The 1532-nt window shown below is 61.8% G+C and carries 1 protein-coding gene; it reads right to left on the bottom strand.

Annotated features, from left to right (window positions below; genetic code table 11):
* Positions 1–9: 9 nt before the first annotated feature.
* Positions 10–1410: an IS4 family transposase gene (locus SCT_RS12815; protein WP_059423669.1), complete on the bottom strand. Its 1401-nt coding sequence runs from the start codon at positions 1408–1410 to the stop codon at positions 10–12.
* Positions 1411–1532 lie beyond the last annotated feature (122 nt).

Raw genomic sequence — 1532 nt, 5'->3', positions numbered from 1 at the left:
CCAATGGCACTAACTTAAGCATGCCGCAATCTGCCGTTGCTGTTGTTCCAGGAGCCGTGCCTGCAAGAGGGAACGCGGCTCCGTGAGCAGTGACGCGGGCTTTTGCCGTCGCTTCACCGCACGGGGTTCAACCCGCCCTGGTCGATGGGGCAACCTCAGTTGCGCAATGCCGGCAAGCAAAAAGGTATGCCGCAACGCAAGCCGCCCGCGCGGGCAGTGGCGCAAGTTCTCCTCGAAAGCGTTGAGCAATTGCAGCGCCCCCTTGAAGCTCAACTGGCGCGGCAGCAAGTGACCCAGATAGGCCGCCTGCGCCATCACGGCACGCACCAGGTTGTAGGCGAGCAGATGCACGGCAATCTCCTTCTCCACCATCTTCGCGCTCTTACAGCGCAGCACCCCCATCTGCATCACCGTCTTGATCGAACGTAGGTCCAACTCGATTTGCCAGCGGAGGCGATACAGCACAAACAGTTCCCGCTTGCTCACTTCTTGTGCGTCGATGAGCGTGGTCACTAGTGTCCAGCCACCCACCCGCAGTTCGCGCATCCTGAGCGTTTCGGGTAGGGCTTCATAGGTCGCCTTGTCCATCCATCCGGGACGCTGGAGCCGGGGCCAAATGACCACATGATCGCGGGATCCCAGACGTTGCCCACGCCGGAAATCAGTGTGCCGGCGTTGATGCTGCCGGATCACCACATCAACGCCCAGCTGGACCAACATCGCAATCAGGAAATAGCCGGCGTAGCACCGATCCGCGATGACCACATCGCCGGGACGCAGCCGCTTTGCCAGCTGCCACAGCAGCGCCGTCTCTCCCGTCTGCTTGCCCTCGCAGGGGCCGACTGCCCAATCGAGGACCGCGCCGCAGGACAGCGATACGATTGCCACCAGCCGGGCCAGCGGGAATCCCAGTCCCGCCTTCTGGGTCCGGCTCTGTGGAAAGCTCGCCTGGTTGGCCGCCGTGTCGGGCATCGATACCGTCGTGCCATCCACGAGTTTCACTTCCCGGCCACGCCAACGCCATGCTTGGGGCTGCTGCGCGCACAACCTTCCCCCGGTTTCCCGTCTCAGCCGCTCGATGAGCCTCAGGGGCAGGCGCGACCGCGCCTTGCAGTACGCGGCGGTGTTCAGGCTGCTCGGGGCCTGTCCCAGCGCCACCTGGCTACTTACGCCTCGCGCGACCGCATCCTGGCAACTGTGATCCGCATCCAACACCTGCTCGATGAACAAAATGAGCGTTTGCAGCGGATCGTAGAGGCGCTGTCGAAAGAGCCCCGCTTCTTCGGCGACCCACTGCATCAGCAACGGCGCCGGCAAAACCTCACCCAACACCACGCCCATCTTCTGCACAAACCGGGCGCGCAACCGCTTCACTTGTTCGGAAAGATGCCGTTTCTTGTTACCATCCATGGGGGCTGATCCTTTCGCGTTATCCAGCACGGATTCGACACCCGCATGGTAACGCGACAAGGCTCTCAGCCCCTCTCTATCTCTATGATCGGAAAGATACTTCTCTTAAGTTAGTGCCATTG

This window comes from Sulfuricella sp. T08 (assembly GCF_000971475.1).
In the GTDB taxonomy this organism is placed as follows: domain Bacteria; phylum Pseudomonadota; class Gammaproteobacteria; order Burkholderiales; family Sulfuricellaceae; genus Sulfuricella.
Note: the sequence above shows the minus strand (reverse complement) of the source record. Positions and strands in the feature narration are given on the sequence as shown.